We start from the raw sequence: 25116 nt of genomic DNA, 5'->3' as shown, positions 1-25116 counted from the left end.
TTATAATGGAATATGTATACGCAGCAATGTTATTGCACACAACTGGTCAAGAAATTAACGAAGGAAATGTAACTAAAATATTAGAAGCAGCAGGAGCAGAAGTAGACGAAGCTAGAGTAAAAGCGTTAATCGCAGCACTCGAAGATGTGGACATCGAAGAAGCAATGGAAAAAACTGCAGTAGCAGCAGCAGCTCCAGCAGCAGCAGCTCCAGCAGCAGCTCCAGCTGAAGAAGAAGAAGAGGAAGAAGAAGAGGAAGAAGAAAAAGAAGAAGAAGCCGCAGCAGGTCTCGGTGCTCTCTTCGGATAATTCCAAAACTTCAAAGCCATTTTTGGCTTTCTCCTATTTTTTTATTTTAATTATACTGCTATTTTAAGTCAAAAATGTAAATTATTCAATTTATAAAGATTAATATTTAAAAATAAAAACACAGTTTAAAGTGTTGTATAAAAATATTTGGTAATTTACTATAATTTAATAACTTTTATCAATGATTACTATGTCTCGCCAACTTGAAGAACTAGGATTTACTAAAAAAACTTGTATTACCTGTGGAAACGATTTCTGGTCAATTGGGGATAGAAAGACATGTGGGGACGCACCCTGCGATGAATATACATTTATTGGAAATCCTGCCACAGATAAAAAATATGATCTTTACGAAATTCAAAAAGCTTTTAAGGAATTTTTTGCCCAACATGGACATACACCTATAAAGAGATATCCTGTTCTTGCAAAGCGGTGGAGAGATGATGTTTTTTTAGTAGGGGCATCAATTTACGACTTTCAACCATGGGTAACGTCAGGAGCTGTAGAACCACCTGCAAACCCTCTGGTAATTGCACAACCATCAATAAGACTTAACGATGTGGATAATGTCGGAAGGACCGGCAGACACATGACATGTTTTACAATGGGTGCACATCATGCTTTTAACACGGATAAAGAACAGATTTACTGGGAAGATGAAACAGTAAAATACTGTCATGACTTCATTAAATCTATTGGAATCAACCCTGAGGAAATTACTTACATTGAATCATGGTGGAAAGGTGGAGGAAACGCCGGACCATGTTATGAAATTTGTGTCAGGGGAGTAGAACTCGCAACACTTGTTTTTATTAAATATAAAACTTTACCTGATGGAAAACTTGAAGAAATTCCACTTACAGTTGTAGATACTGGATACGGGCTTGAAAGATTTGCATGGATATCTCAGGGAACACCAACTGCATACGATGCTTCATTTGGACCTGTAATACAGACATTAAAGGAACTATCTGGTGTTGAAGTTGATGAGAGAATTTTAGCAGAGAATGCTCAAGTTGCAGGTATGATGGACATTGAAACATTTGCAGACCTGAGAGAATTAAGGTCAAAAGTTGCAGATAGACTTAATATATCTTTAGATGACCTTGAAAGGGCTACAAAACCAATGGAAGCTATTTATGTAATTGCAGACCATACAAGATGCCTCGCATTCATGCTCGCTGATGGTGTAATTCCTTCCAATGTTAAAGAAGGATATCTTGCAAGACTTGTCCTGAGGAGAACAATTCGTTTCATAAAAGAGCTGGGATTAAAAGAGTCCCTGGCAGATATAATGAAAATACAGCTTGATTTCCTGTCTAAGACCTATCCTGAAATCAGGCAAAGTCAAGATCATATAATTAATGTAATTAATTTAGAGGATAAACGGTACGATAAAACTGTTTCAAAAGGCAGAGAACTTGTTAAAAGAAGCATTAAAAAACTCAGGAAAAAGAATAAAACTGAGATGCCGTTTGAGACACTTAAAGAGCTTTATGAATCCCATGGAATTCCTCCGGAAACTACCAAGGAAATCTCTGAAAAGATGGAATTTGAGGTAAAAGTACCTGATAATTTCTATACATTGGTAGCTGCTGAGCATGAAGAAGAAGTTCAGGAAGAAAAAGCTGAAATTGAGCTTGAGTTCCCAGCCACTGATTTATTGTTCTACCAGAAGCCGTTTGATACACAGTTCGAGGCGCATGTGCTTGGGACCTATGAAAATAATGTAATACTGGACCAGACTGTGTTTTATCCTGAAGGTGGAGGTCAGCCTTCTGATATTGGATATCTGGAGATCCGCGGCGAAAAAATAAAGGTTTTGCACGCTGAAAAAGTTAACAACACCGTTTTACACAGGGTGGCTGAGGATGATATTGAAAAAGTGCATCCTTACAAAGGTCAGGTAATCACTGGTCAAATTGATATCTCAAGGAGGATGGCTTTAACAAGAAACCACACTGCAACTCACTTAATCGTTGCAGCAGCAAGAAAGATTCTTGGGGACCATATCTGGCAGGCTGGAGCTCAGAAAGGCGTTAAAAAGTCAAGGATCGACCTTACTCATTATAAACGAATAGAACCTGGAGAACTTCAGGAGATTGAGCTGCTGGCAAATAAATTCGTCATGGAAAACCGTCCCGTGCTTACAAACTGGATGGCAAGGGCAGAAGCCGAGAAAAAATATGGATTTATATTATATCAGGGCGGAATTGTCCCTGGAATGGACATAAGGACAGTTTTAGTTGACGGAATTGACGTGCAGGCATGTGCAGGAACACACTGTAACCAAACTGGAGATATTGGGCTTATAAAAATAACCAAGACTGAAAGAATTCAAGACGGCGTAGAGCGGATTGAATTTTCAGCAGGTGAAGCTGCAGTTGAAGCAGCACAGCGTAACGATAATATCTTAAAAGAAAGTTCAGATGTATTCAAAGTCACATCAGAGCAACTTCCTAAAACCTGTGATAGATTTTTCAATGAGTGGAAGTCCTTTAAAAATGAAATTGATAAACTTAAAGGGGAAATTGCATCACTTAAAACCGAGGGAATTTTAAACAAAACTGAAAAAATCGGTGATTTAGTTGTTTTAAGTGAAATAATTGATTCTGACATGAACGAACTTATAAAAATGGCAACTGATTTAACAGAAAAACAGGGAAAAGTTGATGTTGTGCTTCTTGGAAGCAGCGAAGGTAAGATAGTTGGTGCAGTTTCTAAAAAAGCGCTTGAAAGCGGTATCAAAATTAATGGCATCATTAAAGATGCTGCCGCAGTTCTCGGCGGCGGCGGCGGCGGAAGGCCAAACCTTGCCCAGGGTGCAGGGCCAAAAGCTGAAAAAATGCAGGAAGCGCTTGATTTTGCAGTTACTGAATTAAAAAAGATTTAATCTTTTTTCTATTTTTTAATTTAAATAATTAAATATGTCTTTTTAATTAATATTCGCATTTTATTTTCTTTTTACTAATTTAAACACTTATTTTTAGTTTAAATTTAATCAACATAATTTTAGAGTTCTTTTTTGCATTTAATTAATACTAATTTTGTACTTTTTCATAAAACTTATATATCTTGTTTTGTAAAATTGACATATGTTTTGGAATATCTTTTTTAGGATGCATAATGACATTAATGGTGCTGATTGGAGGAAAGATAATGCGGAGGAACGAACAAAACGCCTTAACCTATTTATTAGGTGGTTTAGGGCTTATAATTTTATTAGGTGGACTATTTAAGCTTTATAATCTTAATTATGGGTTAATGGCTGCTTTCATATTATGGATCATAGGCGGTGCTATTGGGAAAACTGTAATGGGAGTTATAGGCAGTATTGGATTGATATTTTTAATGGTAGGTGCATTTCATTATTCATTGATATACGTACTGTTGGGTACAATTGCTATATGGGTAACGGCAGGTACATTTGGCAGGTATTCTCATATGGGTTAATTGGATGAAATAAAAATGCATGGGGGGTGAAATTTTATAGTTTAGGAAAATTTAAGATTTATCTTTTTTTATGGGAGTTATAAGAATTAGAGATGCAATAGCTGTATTTTAAATAATTGTGGCTTAGTTATATATTGAAACAGGTTAGTTACGAAAGATTAATAGTTGGTGGTTACTAGAATAGTTGTAATTTTATTTTAATTTCAACTATTTTAGATTTTTTAAGAAGGAACTGCTATGGAAAACAAGGCCAATGACGTAACTAAAATGACTGCATTACTGGCTGCCACATTAGCTGCTTTTCTTGTACCGTTTATGGGTTCTTCCCTCAATGTTGCACTTCCAACCATTGGAAATGAGTTTGCTGCAGATGCGATTTTACTCAGCTGGATTTCAGCATCATTTTTGTTGGCATCAGCTATTTTTACACTTCCGTTTGGGAGAATTGCTGATATTTATGGGCTAAAACGAATATTTACCTGTGGAATAATTACTTATACTGTTTTTTCATTTCTTTCAGGCACTGCACCATCTGCAATGTCGCTTATCATATTTCGAGCTTTTCAGGGTATTGGGGCTTCAATGATGTTTGGTACGGGGGTGGCAATTTTAACTTCTGTATTTCCTTTAGCAGAAAGGGGAAAAGCCCTGGGAATTAATCTTGCAGGAGTTTATTTTGGCCTTTCAATTGGTCCTTTTTTAGGTGGAATCATGACGCAATATCTTGGATGGAGGAGTATATTCTTTTTAAATGTACTGCTTGGTGTAATTGTGATTTCTTTTGTTATTTTGAGGTTAAAAGGAGAATGGGCTGAATGTATGGGCGAAAAATTCGATCTTAAAAGCGCAGTTGTATATAGCTTTACACTCCTTTTATTGATGTATGGATTTTCATCCCTCCCTGGAACTTTAGGGATAATATTAACAGTAATGGGAATCATCGGAATCATTGTGTTCATATTGGTGGATACAAAGGTAGATAACCCGCTTCTAGACATGGACCTTTTTTTAAAAAATAAAGTTTTTGCTTTATCCAATTTAGCGGCTCTAATTAACTACAGCACAACTACGGGTGCGGTTTTTCTATTAAGCCTTTACTTGCAGTACATATTGGGATATACACCTCAAAAGGCAGGATTAGTTCTGTTACCTCTGCCACTTATAATGGTTATTGTATCTCCAATTGCAGGAGAACTATCTGACAAAATTGATCCGAGGATACTGGCCTCAGTTGGAATGGCATTAACTGCTGTAGGACTATCGTTTTTTAGTTATGTGGGATTTTTTACAGCTTTGCCATATGTAATAGCAGGACAGCTTGTGCTTGGTTCAGGATTTGCTCTATTTTCTTCCCCTAATACCAACGCAATTATGGGATCTGTTAAGAAACGTAATTATGGAGTAGCTTCTGCAACGGCCAGTACAATGCGGCTTAGCGGGCAGGTTTTAAGCTTTGGAATTATTATATTGATCTTTTCTCTGCTAATTGGAAAGGTTCAAATTACACCTGATACCTATTTCAATCTTTTGGGAAGCATAAGGGTTGCATTTAAGGTTTTTGCAGTGGCATGTTTTATGGGAATATTAACAACGGCTTATGGAAAAATATCTTCTATTTAAGAATTGGAGGAGTATAATTTAGGCACAAATAGTAATATATCCTCTTTATAATTACTGAAAATAGTTAATATGTCATATTTTTCCATAAAATTTATATATTGACTCATAAATAACTAAATAACAATAATTTTTAGCTTAACTATATTTAAATTAACATTGGAGGATAGAAAAATGGAAAATAGGCAGGCAGATTTTATACTTTACATTTTAGGCGTTGTAGGACTTTTAGTTCTTCTTGCACCTCTACTTGATATATACGAATGGAAATATGGGGTATTTGGCGCTGTTATAATATGGATTATAGCTGGAGGAATCCGTAGATACTTTGCTATACCTTCAACTAGATAGATATCTAACTATTTGCTGAATACAATGATTTCTTTGATTTTTATATTTTATTAACTCTTTTAATTTCTCTTTTTTTAATTTTAATAAAATAAATATATTTCAATTGAGATAACATTAAATACGGTTTTATATAAATTCATTTAGTATAACAATAGTTATAAACTTTAAAGGGGTCATATTTTTGAACATTCGTAACATTGAAGAAATTAATCAGAAAATCCAACGCGGAGAAGCAACTGTACTAACAGCAGAAGAGGTTAGTAATCTTGTAAGGGATGGAGAGGAACCAAAAGCAGAAGATATTGACGTTGTAACTGCAGGAACTTGTGGAATAATGTCTGGAACAGCTGCAGTGTTTCATATTCCTGCAGGGGAGCCTGGATCATTTAAGAAAGCAAAAAAAGTCCTTTTAAATGGAGTCCCCGGATTTTCAGGTCCATGTCCAAATGAATGGCTTGGGTCTGTTGATTTAATAGCTTATGGCACATCACGCAGTATTTATGATGAAGATTATGGTGGCGGATTCTTATTTAAGGATATTGTAAAAGGAAAAGATATAGAAATTGAAGTTGAGTCCATTAACGGCGAAATTATAAAATCAACTACAAATATTAATGAAATGGGCATGGCGCGGATGGTTGGAACTCGGCTGGCATTTAAAAATTACACTGCATTTTTAAACCCAACTGAAGAACCTGTTGCATCTATATTTAATGCTGTAGATATGGAAGGGCCATTTAAAGGGCTTTCATTTTCAGGTTGCGGTGAATTAAATCCACTGCAAAATGATCCTGAGATGAAAACAATAAAAACAGGAACTAAAGTGCTGTTGTGTGGATCTGAAGGAATTGTTCTTGGCAGTGGGACAAGAAGTGCTCCTGAAAAACCAAACTTGATGATAGCTGCAGATATGGTTGATATGGATCCACATTACCTCGGCGGGTTTAAAACAGCAGCAGGGCCAGAAGTTTTCAACAGTGTAGCTGCTGCAATCCCAATTCTAAATGATGAAATTTTGAAGAACACGTTTATCTTAAATAAAGACATACCGTTACCTGTTGCAGATATACGTGGAAGACATAAAGTTTTAGGGTTTACAGACTACGCTTCTGTCTGGACTAATAATGATGAAAGGCCAGTTTACGATCCTGAAGCATGTTTAAACTGTGGGGTATGTATGGTGCGTGAAAGATGCCCTACTGGAGCATACGAAGGCACTTTAAATGAAGAGAAGTGCTTTGGTTGTGGCATGTGTGCTTCTTCCTGTCAACATGGTGCATTCGAAATGAAACGTGGTGAACTGAAATTCAAAATGGATGATGAAGTTATAGATGTGCCTATAATATGCAGGCAGTCTGATATTAAACGGGCACGGGAACTCACTGGTGAACTTAAAAAAAGAATTATTGAAGGTAAGTTTTCAATTTCTGGATGGTACTAGTTAAACCGTCAGGTTTAGCTAGCTTCATTTTTAGATATAATGATACTAGCTAAATTTTATTTTAAAATAAGTTGGGAGTTGGTACTAACTATTGAAACCAGGTACGCTAGGAGTTATCTGCGTATTTGAAAACAGTATCAACCCTATAACAAATCCAAGCAGAAGTATCATGATCATGAAGAGGCATATTGTACCTAAACTAATTCTGGATTTCTTTGTTTCAGGAACTTCTTCCTCTCCGTAATCATAATAACTTTCATAATCCATATCGTTTTGATATGGCGAATCATTGCGTTTAGAAGCTGAATGGCCTCCGTAATATTTTCTTTTTAAAGGCTTTTTTTTGTAATCTTCTTCTTCATTATAACGTGTATAATCTGCCTTTGGGTGAGGGATATCATATGCAAAATCAGATGGATCAGTCTCTCTTCTTGAGCGTTTCCCCTCAAAATGTTCTTCTTTAGGGTAATTTCTATATTTTTTCTTTGATTGGAAACTATCAAACTGCTGTGAATTTTTATTACTTTTCTTTTTTGAGGATTTAGAAGTTGGAAGTTCCATTCCGCAGTTAGGGCAGTATGTTTCTTTGTTATCTATTTCTGCCCCGCAGTTATCACATATCATTCTTATCACTTATTTGTGGTTTTAATAAATCTAATTACTTCGCCATGTGTTATTTATAAAATTGAGATAAAATATTTTATCTGCTTTATCGTGTTTAGGTATGTTAACTTCTTTAATTATTTATAACTATGTAATAAACTATGAACTCAAATATTTAAAATTATGTACTATCAAGTTATTTTATTTTTTTAAACTTTACAGACTTTTTCTGCCTTAAAAGTGTGATAATAAATTTTAAAGAAGATAATAAATTGGGCAATTTTAAAATAAAAAAATAGGAAAAGATCTCATAAGAGATCTTTTCAGTGTAATCAATTTGGGAAAACACCTTAAGGTGCTCCACCTGCTCCTCCAACGTTTTTGCCAGTTATAGCGTTAATGTCTATTTCACCAACATTTGTTCCGTTGTCGATAACAGGAACCACGTATATGTATTGACCATCAGTTTTGATCAATTTAGGTGTTCCTGCGGTTGCTCCTTCTACGTCAATGTATTTTTGAGCTAATTTTTGGGCTTCTTCTGAAGTTATCTTTGGTTTAGTTGTGTTATCTGATGTTTTGTCGCTATCTGATGTATTGTTACTGGATGAACTGCTGCCAGTAACAGATGACTGTTGTCCCTGATTAGAATTGCTGGTGGAATTTATGTGGTTTCCAGAAGCACCGAATACCAGTGCCGCTGCAGCCAGCATTACCACTACTGCAACTATTGATTTTTTAATCATCATTCAACCTCATTTTTTTATTTAACTAGATTTAGAAAGGCAATGTAGCATATGTACCTTTGTATGTAGCTGTTCCTGTATTCCAGTTTTTAATAACACCAAACGTGTTTTTAGAACTGGTTGCGTCTGCATTGTACCATTTGCCGTTTACGTATACTTGGGCAATAACGTGCCCGTACCAGTTACCGCTTGTGAATTTAGCTTTAACGTGTTCGTATCGTGCTGGTATTCCTGCGGCCCTTTCAAGTGCTATTAAAAGGTGAGCTGTATCAACACAGTTTCCAGTTTTTTTGCTTAAAGTGCCTACAGCACCGTATTTGGTGTTATAATAGAAGGAATAACCTATGTTATCTCTTACCCAGTTAAATATAGCCACTGCTTTATCGTACGTGGAAGTTTTACCGCTTGTTATTGATTTTGCCAGTGCTTGGATCTGTGAATTGGTTACCTGACAGTTTGTAGTAGATTTAAGATACTGCTGAAGTGATGCAGGTACCGATGTAGATGTGTTTGAAGAATTTGAAGTTGATGTACTTGAAGTTCCAACTGTGCTCCATGATTTTACTGTAACATAACTTGGTAACCGTTCGTTCGTTTTATAGAAAGCCATTATCTTGGAAAATGTGTAAATTAAAGATTGATAATTTAATTTACCAAGACTGCTTGTTGCATAATTTGGTAAAGCACCATTTGCATCTATAAACGCATTCACTCTTTTAGCAAGGTCTAAATAACCTGCTTTATTTATATTACCACTTTTAACACTTTCACTAGGTTTTGCTGCACTGTTTATATCTTTAAGTGTTATTGATGTTGTTGTTCCGTTGTTTAACTGTAGTAAACCTGCAGTCAGTAGTTTTAAAAACTCAGGCATTTCAACCTGGGTTGTACCAATTGTCACATAGTTTGGAAGTCTGTGATTGGTTTCAACGTATGCTTTGACCCTAGCTGCGGCATCTGTGATTTGGCTTACAGTAAAGTTTTTAGATACTTTTGTTTCTCCTGCAGCTGCTTCTTGTGTTTGAGTACTGGTTGTATTTGTTGAATTTTTGCTGGTTGAATTTATTGAAGTCGCTGTTGAAGTTACTGCAGTTTGATTATCCTTTGTACTTACTGTATTCTGTGCTACTGCTTGTGTTTTAACGGTGGTTTGGTTGGTACTGACATTTGATATGGCAGTACTTGTATTCTGCACTGTTTTTACACTTGCGTCGGTTGAATTTTGCGTTGCAACCGATTTGTTTGTGTTGCATGTATTATTTATTTGTATATTGGCTTTTTCTTGCACAGTGCTGTTATTAACAGCCTGTGTTTGTGCAGTGCCTACATCTGTCGCGCTTGCGCCAGTTATACCAGTCAAAGATAGACTGGATATTAATAGGACTGCAAAAAGCAATTTCCTCGTAATTATACCGCCTCCGATTTCCAATCATGGGAAAACTCAATCAGAGTTTTCCTATGGGTATGGAGTAGTTAATGTGCTATACCTTATAAATCTTTTGTTTTTAATACCCAAAAAAGGCGCTTATTGAGCTCTTTTTACAATTTAGGACACGCTGTGGAGTTATTTAAATAAGATCTTTGGGATGAACTCTCTCAATTATTATTTTCAGCAAATTGCCTTATTTTAAACATTATTTGGCAAAAAGAGGCACGTACATTACTTTTATACTTTGGGCATAATTGGGGTAATCATTAAATAAACTCTATTAGCACTCTATTTGGGTTAAACGAAGTTATTTGAAATTTTAAGAATTTTATTCCTTTTTATTAATTAATTATTAAGTATTATGTTAAAAAATTTACTAAAAAAGCTGCGTATTAACTTTTTTTTGTATAGTTTAATTATTATTCCTCATTTGTTAATACTAAAATTTCAGGAATAGGGCATGGCCCAAACAAGATTAATACAAAATTGAAAATTTAGATGCTGTGAATATGTCGAGACAAATATATTAAAAATTAGAGGAGATTATTTGGATTCTAATTTTTCAAGACTAAAAAGAAAAAGGACCCCTCAGAAATTCTGTGAATTTCTGGGGCCGAGAATCAATAGATTCTTCGGCCTCAAACACGCCGTGTTTGGGGCCTTCAAAATCTATGATTTTGGGGCCCAGGAAACTATGTTTCCTAGGGTGCGGAAAATTCATAGCTGACAAATACAAGTGTTTATCGCGTCAAAAACTTTCAGTTTTTGAGGGAATTTTCGAGCATAAAATCTCTTTGAGATTTTTCCAGTTTAAACCGATTTGAGAGGAATACACTAAATTTAGTGTCTCCAACATTTTTTGTTAGTTAAAGCATTTATGTCGATTTACCAGTGTTTATCCAATTTTAGTGTTGTCTGATGTATTAACAATTTTCAGCTGCTAGATGGGCACTCAAGTTGCTAGTGGAATTTATATGGTTTCAGCACAAAGTGCCATTATATTCACATTACTCCTACTGCAACGGTTTTAACATCTTATTTTTCTATTAGAAAGATATGGATGTATATGTACCGTATACTGTTGCTGTTGTTGTATTCCAGTTATTTATAACACCAAATGTATTTCTGGAGCTACTTGCATCTGCATAGTACCATTTACCATTAACCCAAACCTGAGCAATAACATGCCCATACCATGTGCCACTTGAGAATTTAGCATAAACATGCTCGTATCGTGCAGGAATTCCTGCGGCCCTTTCAAGTGCTATTAACAAGTGGGATGTATCGACACAATTGGCTGTTTTTGAAGATAATGTTCCAACTGCGCCATATTTGGTATTGTAGTAGAATGAATAGCCTATGTTATCTCGTACCCAGTTAAATATTGCTGCTGCTTTAGCATATGTGGATGATTTACCGCTTGTTATTGATTTTGCCAGTGCTTGAATTTGTGCGTTGTTTACCTGACAGTTTGTAGTAGATTTAAGATACTGCTGTAATGATGCAGGTACTGGTGTTGATGAATTTGATGTATCTGAAGTTCCAACTTTACTCCATGGTTTAACAGTAACGTAATTTGGCAATCTACTATTTGTATTGTAGAAGGCAAGTACCTTGGAAAACGTGTAAATTAATGATTTATAATTCAGTTTGCCAAGACTGCTTGTTGCATAATTTGGTAAAGCACCATTTGTATTTATAAATACATTCACTCTTTTAGCAAGGTCTAAATAACATGATTTGGTCATAGTACCGCTTTTAACACTTTCGCTAGGTTTTGCTGCACTGTTTATACTTTTTAGTGTTATTGAACTTGTTTTCTTATTGTATAACTGCAGTATATTTGCAGTTAATAGTTTCAGGAAATCAGACATTTGCACTTGGATTGTACCAATTGTCACATAGTTTGGAAGTCTGTGGTTGGTTTCAACGTATGCCTTAACTTTTGCCGCTGCATTATTGATTTGCTTTGCAGTAAAGCTTTTGGAGGTAACTTTCGTTTCTCCTGCAGCTGCTTTTTGATAACTATCATTATTTTTGATAGTATCATACCCAGTACTTTGAGTTTGAGTACTGGTTGTATTATTCCATGTGTTAGTTTTTGTGCTTGTTGAATTTTGACTGTTGTTTAATGCAGTTGAAACTGCGTTTTTTGTGTTAGTTTCTGAAACTGTTGAATTTTTGCTGGTGGAGTTTGTTGAAGTCACTGTGAGAGTTGTTGCAGTTTGATCAGCACTTGTATTTGCTATATCTTGTGCAACGGGTTCTGTTTTAACGGTGGTTTGATTGGTACTGGTATTTGAGGTTGCAGTACTCGTACCCTCCGTTATATTTTCATCGGTTGAATTTTGCGTTGCAACCGATTCGTTTTCATTGTATGTATCATTTGTGTGTATTCCAGCATTTTCTTGCACAGTGCTGTTATTAACAGCCTGTGATTGTGCAGTGCCTACATCTGCCGCGCTCGCGCCAGCTATACTTGCCAGGAATAAGCCAAGTATTAGTAGAACTGCAAAAGGCAGTTTTTTCTTAATTATAACGCCTCCAATGCCCAATCATGGAAAATTTTTTTAATTTTTCTGGTTGCAAAATATAAAAAATATTTCACAAACATGTAAAAATTCAATTAAGGTTTTTTTTCTATGGGTAGAAAATAGTTAATATTCCATATCATATAAATATTTTGATTTTAATCCTCAAAAAAAGTACGCTTAAAGCTCTTTTTAGTATTTAAGACACATTATGCGGTTATTGAAATAAGATATTTGGGGTGAACTCTTTCAATTAGTATTTTGGATAAATCAGTTTATTTTAAATGTTGTATAACAAAAGAGGTCATACTCATTACTTTTATAATTCCGCTAGTGTTGTTATAATTCCTAAATAAACTTTGCAGGTATTCTATTTGTGTTAAAATGATTTTTTGGGAATTTTAGTAGCTTCAGTTATGTTTGTAAATTTAAGGATAGTTATTAGATAACTAATATGTTTTAAAGAAATAGATATTAACTAGTTTTTACATAAATTAATTATTAATGTTTATGTTGTTTTTTTAAAAATTTTAATATAAATATGAATGTAACTAGACTAATTTTAAACTCTAAATACTTAAATTAGATTTAGTATAAAATAAATCTATATTATGACATTAAAACAAAGTTAAAAGTTATAAAAAGGCTATATTTAAATTAAATTTATAAAACCTAAGTTTTTTGCATAATTAACCACTTCTTCAAGTTCTCGGCGGCTTGGATATCTCGTAATTTTTTCAGATTCGCAAGCCCTATAAACTGGGTGATACTGGCCCATAATGTTAATAACGGTTTCTTTTCCTAAATTCTCACTTATCCATTTTAAAATAGGTTTTGAACAACATTCAACATGGCCCGGAAGTACAAGATGTCTTATGATCATATCTCCAGACTTTTTCGCCATTTTATGATTCCTTGTTATAGTATTCCAGTAATTTGAAATTTTAGAAAGCTTTTCTGCACACTCCTCTGGTCCATATTTAAAATCACTTAAAAATAAGTCAACAAAACCATCAAGAAGTTTCATAGCATCTTCGCTCATGTAAAAATTGCTGTTCCAGATTACGGGAATGTTTTCATTACACTGCTTCATTGTCTTTAAAATGTAATATAAATTTGGAGTTGGATCTCCTCCAACGAAGTTTACATTCCTTGAACCTTCTTTTCTTCTTTTGTCAATTATTTTTGCCAGGTGCATTTCACTTATTTTTATTCCTGCTTCTGGAAATTGACTTATATCAAAATTTTGACAGTAAATACATTCAAAATTACAGCCTGTAAAAAAAATAGTGTGGCTTGGTATAAGTGGAGTTTCTTCACCCATGTGCATGAATTCAGATGCGATTTTTGGATTTTTCACGTTGCAAAATCCTTTTTCTATATTTCGGTTAATATGGCACTTCATCTCACAAAAATAACAGCTTTCAAATATTTTTTCTCCAATCTTTATTTTTAGATCAAGATAAGAAAAATCAGGCTTTTCCAGGCTATTAAAGGATACTGTATTGAATATGTTTTTAAATTCGTTTTGAATATGTTCATGTTCTCTCCAAAGAGTATCAATATTCTCATTTTCTTTTGCTTCTATCGTTGAAGCTACTTTGACTCTTGATGCTCTTTGATTGAGCATAATTTCAAAATAAGTTGAGAGTTCCTTTTCTATAGCACGGTTCATTGATCTTATTTTATGCTTTAGATAGTATATGTTTGACTCAAAAGTATTAATAAGGTCATATATAATAATAAAAGATCATTATGGCAGAACAGTTTGAGGAAATAAAAAGTGCCTTTCATGATAACTGCGGTGAATGTAAACTAATCGACCAGAAAATAGCCATAATAGTTGAATTTAAAAATGAAGAAGATGCAAAATGGTTTGAAAACAATACCGTATACCCTGAAGGCACTAGGAAAAATTTCCCTTGAAACATGTAATGAAAGTATCTGAAGAGTCTAAAAAAATTCGCTGAACCATTTTATGGACGTACGTACACATTTGAAGTTAAAAATAAGGATGAATTGATCCATAAATTAAATAAAAGGTAGTTTTGGCGATATATGGAGGTGATAACTTTGCGTGGAGAAGGATGGAAAAAATTGCCCAGAATTGAGTTAATACCCATACCGGAAGATGTGGCTGTGCCTAGTGATATACCTGCCTCAGAGGTGTGTATTCCTTCAACATATGTGGGTCATGATGTTGAATATGAAAATGAGAAAGGTAAGATTGTAAATGAAAATGAAGCAACCCATTTGAGGTTTACAGGAGTAGATAGAAGATCAGATATTGTAGTGGGTCCTGTAAAACCTCAAGGCATGATTAAATTAAATCTGTATCTTAATGATGATGAAATACCTGTAGTTAAAGAAGAAGCATCGCATGTTAAAAGTAAGATACTCAATGAACGTTACATGCCATTGTGATTCTAAAATATTTGAATTAAAACAAGTATCTCTAAATGAATTTTTCTTTTATTTTAAAACTAAAGATAGATTTGGTTAATTTCCAAATCTCTTTAACTAAACTAAAATTACTTAGCCTACTACTCTTAAATTCGGAGCTAAAATACGTGGAATAACGAAAGGTCCTCGTTGTCTGATTTCTTTAGAACCACTTGCTGCATTTTTCATAACGTCAAATATGTTTCCAGATAACATGGCTTTTTTAACAGGGTAACTAATTTCTCCATTTTCTATTTTAAATGCATTGTTGGCCTCAACTGAAAAGTCTCCTGAAATTGGGTTGGCTGTATGTGCACCTAAAACATCTGTAACAAGTATTCCTTCTTTAATATCTTCTATTTCAAGGGTATCTTTAAATTCAAGAACAAAATTACTTAAGCCCACTGAAGGCATATCTGCAAAGGAAGACCTCATACCGTTACCCGTACTTTCTGTATTTCCTTTTTTAGATGTATATATGTCATAAATGAAACTTTTTAGGATTCCGTCCTGAATTACGGCAGTTTTTTGAGTAGGGGTTCCTTCTCCATCACTTATTGATGAAGCAAGTCCTCCTTCAAGTGTACCGTCATCATAAATGCTTAATGAAGGCGAAACAACTTCATTTCCTATTTTATCTGCAAAAACAGACCTGCCTCTTTGAACATTATCTGCATTAAAAGCACCCACAAATGTTCCAAGAAGACCTGCAGATGCACGGTAATCTAATATTACGTCCATATCTTTTGTTTCTACAGGTTTGCCGTTTAAAGAATTTTTTGCAATATCGCATGCATTATCTGCAATCCATTCAGGGTTAATATCAAAGAGCCTTGACGAGTCCCCTTCGTATGCTGTTGATATTTCTCCATCTTTTTCAGCATTTACTGCTATAAACCCTGAAAATGATGTTCCTATTTCTTCACGGTTTACACCATTCGAATTTAAGATTACGCTCTCTGTTTTTCCTGCAGAAAATCCTCCTGAGGTTGGTCCACATTTTTCTTCTTCAACGGTGTCTATCATAGTTTTTGCAAAATCTATGGAACTTTCGATATCCATTGCTTCATTTTTTTTATCATAAGTACCTTTAACTTGGCTGTATTTGGATTCATGGGCAAAATCAAAATATTCATCTTCAATATTAGATTTCGCGTTGAATATTGCATTCTTCGCGGTTTCATCAATTTTATCAATATTAGTTGTATAAGAAAATCCCATTTTTCCTCTTAAAATTACTCTTACACTTAATCCGTAGGTAATTTCTTCTTTTGCAAAACTAATTTCATTTCTCTGGATGTCTACATCAATACTTTTTTCTCTTTCTATATACACTTCTGCATAATCAGAATCTTTTAAAGCAAGATTTAACGCGCGTTCTGCAGTATTTATCATATAAGATCTCCTGTTATGTTATTTAACATCTTAATAATGCTATTTATTTAAAATAAATTTTTCAATTGCTTCTGCAGCCCCATCACCGTAGGCCTTTTTTGTTACATAATCAGTATTTTCTTTAAGCTCATCATCTGCATTTGAAACAGCAACTTTGAACCCTGCAACCTCCAGGAACTCAAGATCGTTTTCACTGTCGCCTATTGCAAGTATTTCATCAGTTGTTATGCTCATATCTTCTGCAACAATTTTAAGTGATTTTCCCTTATTAACTAAAGGGTCTGTAATGTGTATTGCAAATTTAGTGTCGTATACCACAACATCAAAATTTTTTACAGTCTTTTTTACAGTATTTACATCAATAGTGCGTTTTATCGCAATTTCCGATAACCGAAGATCTGAAAATTCTGTTTTTTCCACATCATATTGTGATTTTAATAATTCATAGGCAGGGCTGCATTTTTTAACATCGCCAAGAATTAAATTTCTTTTTGTGGTATATACAACTCCGCCATTTTCACAGACTATTCCGCCAGATGTACCTAACATTGTGGATACCATTTTCGCTGTGCAGAGTACATTTCCAGTCACTAATATAACCGGATAACCTGCATCTTCTGCTTTTCGCAGTGCATTTATTGCATTTACACATATTTTCCGATTTTTATCAGTAATCGTACCATCTATGTCTACAGCAACTGCTTTCATTAGAACATTACTCCAATTATTTAAAAATACTGGATTGGAGCCTGAAAATTAGGCTCGAATTACAATTAGAGATTTCGATTATAATCCTGATCCATATCTAAATGCTATGTTGCATGTTCCTTCTTTACTGACCATACATGCGCCAATTGGGTTCATAGGATTGCATTCTTTCCTGAAAAGCTTGCACTGCTCTGGTCTTGCAATTCCCCGCAGAATTGGGCCGCATATGCAACCAGTTGGGACTTTTTCACCCTGCTCTACTTTGATATCGAATCTTTCCCTTGCGTTGGAATCTGCAAATTCATCCTTTATTTCATATGTAGAGTCAGGAATTTCTGGGAAACCTCTCCATTCTTTATCTTTAATATAGAAAACTTCATCCATAAGCTCTTGAGCTTTTATATTTCCTTCTTCTCTAACAGCTCGTTTGTATTCATTTTGAACTACAGCTTTGCCCTCATCCATCTGTTTTAATATCATATAAATTGCAATCAGGACATCAAGTGGATTAAATCCTGCTACAACTTGAGGAATGCCATATTTTTTGGAAAATTCTTCATAAGGTTCTGTTCCTATTATTGTTGAAACATGTCCCGGCTCTATAAGTGCATTTAAGTTTACTTCTCCTGATTCAATTAAAAATTTGAGTGCTGGGGGTATTAATCTGTGACAGGATAAAATTGAAAGGTTTTTCGGAAGCCCCGCGACTATTTCTGCTGCAGTGGTAGGTGCAGTAGTTTCAAAACCGGCTGCCATAAATACGACATCGTTATCAATCTTTTCTGCAATTTCAACCGCATTATTTATTCCATAAACTATTCTTACATCAGCACCTTCAGCTTTTGCATCTGCAAGTGTCCCTGTTGTTCCAGGAACCCTCAGCATATCTCCAAATGTTGTAATGGTAACGCCTTTTCGTGCAAGATACAGGCATTCATCAACTTCTATTGAAGGTACACAACAAACAGGACACCCGGGACCTGCTACTATTTCTACTTCTTTTGGAATCAATGATCTTATTCCATGCTGCATTATGGTATGTTCATGGGAGCCACATACGTGCATTATTTTAACTGGCCTTGAAATGTTTTCAATGCGTTCTACTATTTCTTTGGATAGATTTTTCATGATGTCACCTTGATATGTTTTCGTTGTTGATTGTATCAAATCATTTTTTTTGTTATAATTATTTATCATTAAAATCCTTGGATTAACAGATAAGCTTAAGGATATTTATTAAGTAATGACTTTAAATAAACAAGTTAGTTTATTTCATATATTGTTAATACATTGTTATATAATTGCTGATTTATTATTTTTATTGAATTTTAATAGGAATTCTGGGAGTATTTAGCGAAATAAAATGCTTTAATTATTTGAAATTATTTATGTTAGGAGATAGTAGTTTCATTTCATTGATTTTATATTTACGATATATTTATCAAATGATATTAATTAAAAATCATTTATATATGATTGTAATAAATACAAATTGATTATTCTAGTTTGTATAGATCAAATTACTTGAATAATAGAATTATCAAAAAATTTATTATTACAAATAACAAAAAAATTAATACGAAAAAGTAAATATGGCTGTTTGAGGTAACTAATATTGAAAATGATCTTATGGCTTTCTATAGATAAATTAGGGTTTAATAATAAGAATGGATACTTATTTATGAATTTACGGGATCGGCTGTTTTCGATTCACAGAGCTCGGAGAAATTCAAGCGTTACAATTAAATATCTATATTATTTAAATTATTTTAGAAGCCATTTTTAGATAGTCATAATAACCTTTAGGATTATAAATATCGGTAGGTAATATGAAAGTTGCAGTGGTCGGATTGGGAACAGAAGGTAAAAATGCTGTAAAATCCCTTATTAATTATGGATATAAAGTTTATGCTTCTGATATGCAAAAAAATGTGGAATTAAAACATAATTCTGCTATAGATCTTGATCTTGGATATCATGATTTTGATAAAATAAATTCTGCAGATGCAGTAGTTTTAAGTCCAAGCTTGTGGAGTAGTAAGATCGGCGAAAAAATAAGATCTCGTAAGAAGTCTTTATCAGACATTCTGGCGGATCATAAATCTATTTTCACAATAGGAGTAACAGGAACCAATGGCAAAACAACTACTTGCTTTATGATTAAGGAAATACTTGAAAAAGCAGGTTTTAATGTACTCCTAGGTGGAAATGCTGGTGGCGGATTTGGAGGATACACAAAACTCATACTGGAAACTTCTAAACAAAAATGTGACATTTTAATAGTTGAAGTTTGTGATATGACTCTTGATTTTTGTTCTTATGCCTTTGATTTTGACCTGATAGTTGTAACAAACATAGGGCATGATCACATGGATTTCCATAATTCTCTTGAGAATTATAGAAACTCGTTAGGCAGATTCTTAAAAGGGAAAACGGCTATATTAAATGGACAAGATGAATTTTTATCTGGAATTAAAGACTATCCTAGTGAAACGTTCTTTTTTGGAAATGGATACAGAGATCTTAAAATGTTCGGTAAATTTAACCTTCAAAATGCTGCTGCCGCAGAAAAAGTTGCACAATTTTTAGAGATTCCACAAAGCGATATTGATGATACATTAAGTGAATTTAAAGGCGTTAATGGAAGATCAGAAACTCTGAATTTATCTGGATGTAATTTTGTGGTTGGAAAAACAGATAATGTTGATGCAACTGCAGCAGTGCTTAATGAGTTAAAATTTGACGTTGTTATAATTGGTACGCCCCGAAAGAATGAAACATGTAGATATGAAATTTTAAAGGAAGTAGTCAAAGTTAATCCAGAAACTATAGTTTTATTTCCAGGACTAGACAATACAACTGATATTGCATTGGAAAAGTTAAAAAATGAAGGTTATAATGGGACTGTTAAAATAATGAAAGATACAGCCGACGTTGTTAACTTTGCAGTGGAGTGCAGTGACAAATGTAAAAATATATTTATAGGTGGAAATGGCCAAACTAAACTTATAGAAATACAGGAAACACTACGGAGATTAACAAAGGATGATACAGTGATTAGGGGCAAAAAAGTACTGATAATAGGCGCAGGAAACGCGGGAAGGCCTGCAGCACATCTTTTAAACTACCTTGGCAATGAGGTTATTATTTCGGATATTAAGGAATTTGAACAGCTGCCAAAAAAAGCCAGAAGGAGAATTGAAGAGCTTAAAGAAAAAGGAATAGCTGTAGAACTTGGATCGCATGTAAATGAACATGCAATGTGGGCGGATGTTGTTTTTGTTTCTCCAAATGTCCCTAAAAATTCTGAAATTCGACAATTTATTAATGAGTGTGAAGAGAACTACGAGATCATGGAAATTGGTACAAGGGACATTGGAAAGATGATAAATTCTATTATAAAGATCCCTATGATTGGTATTGCAGGAACAGATGGTAAAACCACAACCACCAACATGACAAATTATACATTATCTGATAGATATGAAACATTACTTTTCTCATCCCTGCAGAACTCGCTTGTTATTGAAGGTTTAGTTGACTTTATAGTCGAAAACGGAACTGGAAATAAAGATTTCGCAGTTTTTGAACTTCCTCATGGTACTATAAGGATGTTAGACGGGCTTGAAATTTGTGCAGGGGTTTTAACTAATCTTACTCCAGATCATATGGATGAATTTAATACATATGAAGAATACGTGGAGAGAAATGTGGCTATAAAAGATTTACTCCATAAAAACGGGATTTTAATTGCAAATGGTGATGATCCAATCATAAGTATATTGGCCCCTAAATTTGATAAAGAAGTCATATATTATGGTTTTAATGAACCCCGGACAGTTGTATGTGAAGGTAAAACTTATCATCATAAAAATAATATAGACTTTGATATATTAGCAGAAGATGTTGAGCTTAAAGGCCTTTATGGTTCCGAATTTACCATTAAAACTGGAACTATTCCCACAGTGGTTTGTAAAAACTGTGGTAAAGTATACTGTAACTGTGGTAACTTTGAAAGGAAGTATAGAGATCCATGTAATATGAGAATAAATCTTAAATCACCAGGTGCATGCAATATAGAAAATGCAATGGCTGCTTTTATTGTAGATATGGTTTTAGATTTTGATTTAGACTATATTAAAGATAAAATGGAAAGCTTTTCAGGAGTAGCTGGAAGATTTGAGAAAATTGACTTAATTAGCGGTGTAAACATATTCATGGATGCAGCCCACAATCCTGAAGCTGTAGAACGTCTTTTAGATGGTTTAACTCTTGAAGGAAAGCTTATAATATCAGTAGATAATCCGGATACACTTACAGTTCGTGATAAATTTAAAATGGGTACTGTGCTTGGAAAGTATGCTGATGTGGTTATTGCAAGCGCAAAAAATGAAACTACGGAAGTAATAGATCCTGAAGCAGCGGAGACAGTAGTGGATGGAGCTGATGGTATAGAAACATACCAAACAATTAATATTGCCGATTCAATATCTACAGCATTGGAAATTGCAAAAGAGGGAGATACAATAATTCATATAGGCCCCGGTGTCGTTAATGCATATGACAATGTAAAATCAGAGATATATAAAGGTATTAAAGAGTATAAAGATAAAACTTGAATTTCAGTGAACCAGCTAAACGGATTTATTTTTATGAAAGAACAAGAATTCAAAGCAGTAGTTATCGGTGGCTGCGGAACTGTTGGGAGTTTAATGGCAAGGGTTTTAAAGGATAACGGTGCTGACGTCACGGTATCTGATCTTTCAACAGACAGTCCGCAGATAAATATCCTTGAAGAAGAGGGGATAAAACTCAATCTTGGAGAACATGACGAAAACATCCTGAAAAATGCAGATGTAATTGTAGTTGCTCCAAGTTTACTTCAAAATAACAAATTGATTGGAAAAATAAAGAGCGTTACAGGCGCAGATATAATAAGTGTGGATGAGATTTTAAGCACATGTAAAGTAAGTAAACCTGTGGTTGGAATAACAGGTACCAACGGAAAGACCACCACAACATGGATGCTTAAAAATATATTAAATCTCAGCGGATATAGAACTCCTGAACATAAACTGAAAATGCAGGGAAATACGGAATTAACACCTTCTTTTCAGGCAAGACTTGAGGGAGATGTCGCTGTTTTAGAGATAGGTACTCATGGAAATCCTAATGAAATTAAAAACTGCGCCCTTAAATCTGAGGTAAGCATAGGGATTATAACCAACATTTCTAAGGATCATTTAAGTGGATCCCATAACTTCCAGGATTATATAAGCTGTAAAAGAGAGATTGTAGATGTTGCCAACTGTTTAATTTTCAATGCAGATGACCCTGTAGTAACTGGTTTTAGTAATGATACATCTCATAAAATCTTTTTTTATGGAATTGAGGATATAGCTTTGGAAATAGAAGCTTATCCTGAAATAAGAGAGTGCCCTCTATGTGGCAAAAAACTTGAATATTCATTACATTATTTGGGTCATCTTGGAGTTTATAAATGTTCTTGTGGATTTAAACGCCCCGAACCTGATGTTAAAGCATTTGATGTAAAGAATGACTCTTTTAAACTTGTTATAGGATCAAATACTGCAGAAGTTAAACTCAGACAGGCAGGTGTTCACAATGTTTACAATGCCCTTGCCGCAGCAAGCGGAGCTACAGCGCTTAATATTGATTTTAATGATATTGTTAAGGGTATTGAGACTTTTGAAGGTGTAAAAGGCCGATTTCAGAAAGTTGATATTGGGAAGCAGGTAATAATAGATTATGCCCATAATCCTGCGGGTGTTAAAGCAATAATTCAAACTTTAATCCGAGAAAAACCAGAAACCTCAAGATTAATCGTTGTAAATACTGTATCCTCTGAAAGTGGAATTGAGGGAGATATAGAAATAGCAAAAATATTAAAAGATGCAGATGTTATAGTAGTAGCATCGAATGCTAGTAGAAAAGCTTCATCTAAGATTAATGTTAATAACCATGTTATATTGACAGAATCTAGCAAAAAGGGCTCTAAAATAGGAACTTTAGGCGCAAGTAAGGTACAGGTGGGAGAGAGCTTAAATTTAGCAATAAATGAAGCGAAAAAAGAGGATATCATTCTGATAATAGGGGAAGGGGGAGTTAAATATTCTTCAGAAATACTTGGGAAATTCAAAAATTAACATAGCTGTACTTATTTTACTGGCACTGGCCATGTATCCATTTGGAAATATTGTGGGAACTTACTGTCCACAACAGGGACCAACAGACATCACTTCTTTGAGTGTAGGCGATACTGTTATAGTCGGAACTCAGGTTACAGATGATAGTAAAATTAGAAAGGTTCCTTTACTTTATCATCCTGAATACTTAGGGTATTATATAAGTAACATGGAATTTTTAGATGTTATAGATGCGGTGGTTACGGGTACAGTTAAAACTCCAACTGATCAGCTTACAAGTACTGGTATATCAAAAGAAGGAGTTGCACAGGGATTCAGTGGTCCTGGAATTTTAGCGGTTACAGATAATAAATTGACTGTTACTTACCCTGGTAATTTTGTTTATGGATATAAAACTTCTTATACCTTTGGAGTTAAGACAAATGATGGTTTGAAAATAATAGAAGGAAAAAACACTGTAAAAGTAGTGCCTTACGATCAGATCAATAATGGTACTGTGCCTCATGATTATGTAAGCGTAAACACTCTTAAAGACTGGTATGAAAGCGCCAGCACTGGAGATAGTATAACTTTAGATTATGCAATTTCAAAGTTCAACGATGGAAGGAATTTGGTCACGCCTGAAAATATTGAATCCTTATTTGGAAGTGATGTATTAGATTACATGGAAAATTATCCTGCAGGATTGCCAATACTTGCTTATAATAGTTCTGTAACCCAAAAAGTCATTGGAACTGGAGCAGATACAGTTGGTTATTATGCTGAGTATGATAATGCAAAAAGGGCATATAATGCACATTCGTTTGCAGAAGCATGGAATGGAACTATAATTCCACCACACACAACTTCATCAGGAAAGGAAACAGTAGGATTTGAAAGAGTTTCTGATACAACTGTTTCAGCTGGATGGGTAACTCATGGTGTTTGCCCTGCAGCAAGGTCGCTGAGAGGTGCACTATTTGATGCCGGATTGGGACTCCCAGTTGGCATGCAGTCAGGGGAATATGCTGTAAAATTAGGTTATAACCCTGCTACTGGTATAACAGTTACAAATACTAAGGATTACCCAATTAAGATATTAATGTGGACTGAAGGGTCTGGAACTAGTATGAACATATATACTAAGGTTATTGAACTTGTTCCTAATTGATTTAAAGGAATAATTTTAAATTTCCTTTTTTTCTATTATTTATAACTTTTAAATTTTATATTCCGTGTTTAATGGAATAACTAACTGGTTTGTAATATTAATGTGATTTAAATGGTATCAGCAATTATAACTGCGGCAGGTAAAAATAGGCGAATGAGGGAAGATTTTAGATCTCGTGGAATGGAAATTCGGCATAAACTTCTCCTTGATTTTCGTGGAAATCCAATAATATTACAAACACTTCAAAATACGTTAAATGCTGGTGTCGACGAATGTATCGTTGTTTTAGGACACTTCAGTGATGAAATAATATCCGTACTGGATGAATTTGATGATGAAAGAGTTAAAATAGTCATAAATCATGAAATTAATGTTGAATTATCGGAATCTCTTTTAAATGGAGTTAAAAAGGCTGAAAATGATTTTTGCCTTTGTGTTGCAGCAGATCAACCCACGGTATCATCTGAAACTTTTAAAAATATTGTAATGAAAATATTCAATAGCCCCGAACCCCAAAATACGGTTTCAATTCTTGCAAGGGGAAAATCAGGATATTTGGATAGTGCAGAAGGTCTTGGAATGCCATTTGCATGCCACACAGATATTTTAAAAAAATATTTAACTGGAAATAAAGATAATTTGAACCCAATTTTGAGAAAAATGGTTAAAAATCGTATTATATTTTATGGGGTCCCTCCCCGTGATGATATGGAACTTTTAAACATAAATAAGTATAATGATTATTTAAAATGTAGAAAATGATTTATTATTTGGG

At 34.2% G+C, this 25116-nt stretch carries 19 protein-coding genes and 1 pseudogene; 12 read left to right on the top strand and 8 right to left on the bottom strand.

What is annotated here, in order from left to right:
- Positions 1 to 5: 5 nt before the first annotated feature.
- The 6 genes and pseudogenes from rpl12p to ASJ80_RS09450 form a co-directional block, all read left to right on the top strand.
- Positions 6 to 245 (top strand): annotated as a pseudogene (gene rpl12p / locus ASJ80_RS09470) (50S ribosomal protein P1); the annotation flags it as partial.
- A gap of 244 nt (positions 246 to 489) precedes the next feature.
- Positions 490 to 3201, top strand: coding sequence for an alanine--tRNA ligase (gene alaS / locus ASJ80_RS09465; protein WP_069584480.1), 2712 nt, complete (start codon positions 490 to 492; stop codon positions 3199 to 3201).
- Between the two features lie 266 nt (positions 3202 to 3467).
- Positions 3468 to 3761: a hypothetical protein gene (locus ASJ80_RS09460; protein WP_095652074.1), complete on the top strand. Its 294-nt coding sequence runs from the start codon at positions 3468 to 3470 to the stop codon at positions 3759 to 3761.
- A gap of 237 nt (positions 3762 to 3998) precedes the next feature.
- A complete protein-coding gene (locus tag ASJ80_RS09455) occupies positions 3999 to 5381 on the top strand; it encodes an MFS transporter (protein ID WP_069584478.1) in 1383 nt (460 codons plus the stop codon).
- A gap of 171 nt (positions 5382 to 5552) precedes the next feature.
- A complete protein-coding gene (locus tag ASJ80_RS17075) occupies positions 5553 to 5729 on the top strand; it encodes a hypothetical protein (RefSeq protein WP_176720279.1) in 177 nt (58 codons plus the stop codon).
- A 181-nt stretch (positions 5730 to 5910) separates the two neighbouring features.
- Positions 5911 to 7170 (top strand): methanogenesis marker 16 metalloprotein, encoded by a 1260-nt coding sequence (locus ASJ80_RS09450; protein WP_069584477.1) that lies wholly within the window; start codon positions 5911 to 5913, stop codon positions 7168 to 7170.
- Between the two features lie 84 nt (positions 7171 to 7254).
- On the opposite strand, the gene ASJ80_RS09445 is transcribed toward ASJ80_RS09450, so the two are convergent.
- The 5 genes from ASJ80_RS09445 to ASJ80_RS09420 form a co-directional block, all read right to left on the bottom strand.
- Complete coding sequence (locus ASJ80_RS09445; protein WP_069584476.1) at positions 7255 to 7794, bottom strand: zinc ribbon domain-containing protein; 540 nt, start codon at positions 7792 to 7794, stop codon at positions 7255 to 7257.
- A gap of 329 nt (positions 7795 to 8123) precedes the next feature.
- Positions 8124 to 8522: a PepSY domain-containing protein gene (locus ASJ80_RS09440; RefSeq protein WP_069584475.1), complete on the bottom strand. Its 399-nt coding sequence runs from the start codon at positions 8520 to 8522 to the stop codon at positions 8124 to 8126.
- A gap of 28 nt (positions 8523 to 8550) precedes the next feature.
- Complete coding sequence (locus ASJ80_RS09435; protein ID WP_069584474.1) at positions 8551 to 9915, bottom strand: pseudomurein-binding repeat-containing protein; 1365 nt, start codon at positions 9913 to 9915, stop codon at positions 8551 to 8553.
- Between the two features lie 1079 nt (positions 9916 to 10994).
- Positions 10995 to 12503 carry a pseudomurein-binding repeat-containing protein gene (locus tag ASJ80_RS16645; RefSeq protein ID WP_069584472.1) on the bottom strand — a complete coding sequence of 503 codons (1509 nt, stop codon included), beginning with the start codon at positions 12501 to 12503 and terminating at the stop codon, positions 10995 to 10997.
- 628 nt (positions 12504 to 13131) lie between these two features.
- Positions 13132 to 14154, bottom strand: a complete 1023-nt coding sequence (locus tag ASJ80_RS09420; protein WP_069584471.1) for a radical SAM protein — start codon at positions 14152 to 14154, stop codon at positions 13132 to 13134.
- An 80-nt stretch (positions 14155 to 14234) separates the two neighbouring features.
- Between ASJ80_RS09420 and ASJ80_RS17070 the strand changes: the two genes are divergently transcribed.
- Both ASJ80_RS17070 and ASJ80_RS09415 read left to right on the top strand, forming a co-directional pair.
- Positions 14235 to 14405, top strand: a complete 171-nt coding sequence (locus tag ASJ80_RS17070; RefSeq protein WP_176720278.1) for a hypothetical protein — start codon at positions 14235 to 14237, stop codon at positions 14403 to 14405.
- A gap of 147 nt (positions 14406 to 14552) precedes the next feature.
- Entirely contained in the window at positions 14553 to 14903 is a 351-nt protein-coding gene (locus ASJ80_RS09415; protein WP_069584470.1) for a hypothetical protein, read from the top strand.
- Positions 14904 to 15014: 111 nt separating this feature from the next.
- Here ASJ80_RS09415 and ASJ80_RS09410 read toward each other — a convergent pair whose 3' ends face one another.
- The 3 genes from ASJ80_RS09410 to hypD form a co-directional block, all read right to left on the bottom strand.
- Positions 15015 to 16316 carry a TldD/PmbA family protein gene (locus ASJ80_RS09410; RefSeq protein WP_069584469.1) on the bottom strand — a complete coding sequence of 434 codons (1302 nt, stop codon included), beginning with the start codon at positions 16314 to 16316 and terminating at the stop codon, positions 15015 to 15017.
- Positions 16317 to 16355: 39 nt separating this feature from the next.
- Positions 16356 to 17024 (bottom strand): phosphoglycolate phosphatase, encoded by a 669-nt coding sequence (locus ASJ80_RS09405; protein WP_069584468.1) that lies wholly within the window; start codon positions 17022 to 17024, stop codon positions 16356 to 16358.
- Positions 17025 to 17102: 78 nt separating this feature from the next.
- A complete protein-coding gene (gene hypD / locus ASJ80_RS09400; RefSeq protein ID WP_069584467.1) occupies positions 17103 to 18152 on the bottom strand; it encodes a hydrogenase formation protein HypD in 1050 nt (349 codons plus the stop codon).
- A gap of 701 nt (positions 18153 to 18853) precedes the next feature.
- Between hypD and ASJ80_RS09395 the strand changes: the two genes are divergently transcribed.
- From ASJ80_RS09395 to ASJ80_RS09380, 4 genes are all read left to right on the top strand, one after another.
- The gene (locus tag ASJ80_RS09395) at positions 18854 to 21643 is read left to right on the top strand and encodes a Mur ligase family protein (RefSeq protein WP_069584466.1); all 2790 of its coding nucleotides are present in this window, start codon (positions 18854 to 18856) and stop codon (positions 21641 to 21643) included.
- Positions 21644 to 21676: 33 nt separating this feature from the next.
- Positions 21677 to 23191: a Mur ligase family protein gene (locus tag ASJ80_RS09390; protein WP_069584465.1), complete on the top strand. Its 1515-nt coding sequence runs from the start codon at positions 21677 to 21679 to the stop codon at positions 23189 to 23191.
- Positions 23172 to 24341, top strand: coding sequence for a hypothetical protein (locus ASJ80_RS09385; RefSeq protein ID WP_095652073.1), 1170 nt, complete (start codon positions 23172 to 23174; stop codon positions 24339 to 24341). The genes ASJ80_RS09390 and ASJ80_RS09385 overlap by 20 nt, the downstream gene beginning before the upstream one ends.
- 111 nt (positions 24342 to 24452) lie before the next feature.
- The gene (locus ASJ80_RS09380) at positions 24453 to 25103 is read left to right on the top strand and encodes a nucleotidyltransferase family protein (protein ID WP_069584463.1); all 651 of its coding nucleotides are present in this window, start codon (positions 24453 to 24455) and stop codon (positions 25101 to 25103) included.
- Positions 25104 to 25116 lie beyond the last annotated feature (13 nt).

Source organism: Methanobacterium bryantii (assembly GCF_002287175.1).
GTDB lineage: Archaea > Methanobacteriota > Methanobacteria > Methanobacteriales > Methanobacteriaceae > Methanobacterium_D > Methanobacterium_D bryantii.
This window is presented reverse-complemented; position numbering and strand designations above follow the sequence as displayed.